Source organism: Thioalkalivibrio sp. ALJ12, assembly GCF_000378305.1.
GTDB lineage: Bacteria > Pseudomonadota > Gammaproteobacteria > Ectothiorhodospirales > Ectothiorhodospiraceae > Thioalkalivibrio.
Genome location: NZ_KB899543.1, coordinates 1 through 2,387, shown reverse-complemented (window position 1 = coordinate 2,387; position 2,387 = coordinate 1). Strand labels below are relative to the sequence as shown.

The 2,387-nt window shown below is 60.3% G+C and carries 1 pseudogene; it reads right to left on the bottom strand.

The features are described from left to right. A pseudogene (locus F467_RS13645) lies at positions 1 to 1,985 on the bottom strand (autotransporter domain-containing protein); the annotation flags it as partial. Between the last annotated feature and the right edge of the window lie 402 nt (positions 1,986 to 2,387).

Here is a 2,387-nt window from a genome sequence, read left to right as displayed (position 1 = left end):
CGACCCGACATGCGGCCATTGAGGCCGGAGCGGAAGCGCTGGGCACCGCGTAGACCGATCTGTTGAACATGCGTGTGTTCGACGCCGGACAGGTCATCCAGCGCGGCGCGTGCTTGATCTTCGTCCATGACAATCACGTTGGCGACGATGTCCTCGAGACCGCCGTCCTGAGTTGCTGTGTCGATCGCCCCGGCTACCGCGAATTGGTTCGGTGTCCTAGCGACGCTGGCGACATCACTGCCCTGAATCAGTGTCAGGAACACGTTCTCATCGTCGTACGACAACTGCGGGAACAGGAAGGCAAAGTCATCGCTGACGGAGCCAAACTCGCCGTTCACCTGGTTTGCCGTGAGGATGGTGTAGGTGGTTTCAGGTGCCCAGGAGCTGCCATCCGCCGTGGGGTCCTCGGGGGTGACGTGCACCGATGCGCCGCCGTCGATGTCCAACTGGCCCGAGACAGTGACCGAGTCATTGTTTACGCCCGCGACATTACCCCCGTCGTCCACCTCGACCACAAAGGTCGATCCGTCGTCCAGCGTCAGGTCGCCGTCCACAGCGAGAGAACCGATAGAATTGCCGGGTGCAAGCAGCCCTTCGATAGTTGTTGTACCGGTGACGGTACCAGTCCCGGACAGGCGCCCGCGTGCGTGAACATCAATGACGTCCGCCGTCAGCTCGCCGTTAACGACGGCTTCGCTCAGCGGGTCATCTTCAGCAGCCCCCCCGATTCGGGCGCGGCCCGCGACGTCGACTTCCGCGCCGTCATCGATTTCAAGATGCCCACGGCCAACGAGCCCAACCGTAAGTCTTCCGTCAAGATTGCCAGTCGTTGACTCGCTGATTTCCCACCGGGCTCCCGAGCCGGTGACGCGGACGGTGCCTTCCGATCCGGCCCAGTACCCGAGAACCGGGTTGCTGCGGCTTCTTACTGAAGCGTTGTCTCCCTCAATCAAAAACTCACCTGTGCCGAAGTTTCCAACCCGGAAGTTCACCCCTGTATTCCAAGACGCATTATCGCCGACCCTCACGATGCCTGTGCTGCCGGAGGCGGATGCGATATGGGAGTTCGTGGTAGAAGCTACCGTCGCTCCGTCCAGGATATCCATGTGGCCGTGTCCCGCTTGGCCCACCCGTAATACATTCGTATCCAAGGTAGAGTCATCGCCGGTAACGATGAGCGTGCCGTCACCGGTTTCCTCTACACCGAGAGCGACTTCGTGGCTACCACTCAGGGGACCCTCCTGCACGGTGACCTCGCCCCCATTCTCAATCCGGAGCGTGCCTGTTCCGGCGTCTCCGACCAGCAACCCTTCCGCCTCAAATGTCGATCCATCCCCGTCAACAATGATGGTCCCTGTTGCATTTTCCCGGAAGCCTGCGACGGCGGGGGAAGAGCTGAGCTGCTCGAAGCGACCTCCATCTTCGATGCGAAGCGTGCCTTCTCCTGACCAGCCGACCGTCAGCTCCTCGTCTTCTTGAATCCACCTGGCGTCGTCCCCTGAAATTACGACGGTTGCATCATTTGAAGAAAAGGAGCCGATTTCTGATCTACGGGTCGAATTAACCTCGGCCGCTTCCTGGTCAGAGTTGATCTCCATGCGGCCAAAATACATTTGAAGGAGTTCCAGATTCAGTTCGCCGTCGTCCTGGACCTCCAGCTGCCCGTTGATCAGCCTCAGCCGGCCCGTCTCGCCTGTCTCGTTGTTGAGCACGACGACGGCGTCACTGTCGTTGATGGTGGCCCACAAATCCGAGCCAGGAACAGGGGCCCCTTCGTCCCAGTTTCCATCTTCAACCCAGTTGTCATCTTGATCGCCGGCGGTCCAACGCGTCTCGACTGGCGTGTCAGCGGTGGCGCCGCCGATGCTGATGGCCAGGGCGGAGGGCATTAGCAGGCAAGCGGAGATCACGCGACGATGCAGTGGACCTTGCGGCAGTGCACGGCGTACGGCATGGCTGATGGACGTCTGCGGAAATGTTGGCATGCTAAATCCCCCCGGATTCTGACTTGGACAAAGCGGACTTCGCCACCTTGTGTGGCACGTATCGCAATTCTGAACGCGGGGGGGCGCTTTGGCCCCGTCTGTTTGAACGGGGAAACAAAACGGAGGTGAAAAAGAGAGAGACTAAAGAATGGAGGGATTGCCGTGGCGGCCGACCAGGTCACAGCGGTCTTGTCGGGGAGTCAATCGGGAAAGTCGTAGTAGCGGTCCGGCGCGAAGTTCAGGACCTGTTCGTGGTAGGCGGCGCAGTCCAAGCGATGGCATTAAAGGCATTCGCCGACAGGAAGGATGAGGCCCGGGCTGAAGAGCGCCCGGACCTCAAGGTTCCTTACCAGGTCCGCCGGAAGGACACACCGATTGCATGGAGGTCATCGGAGCCTGCGA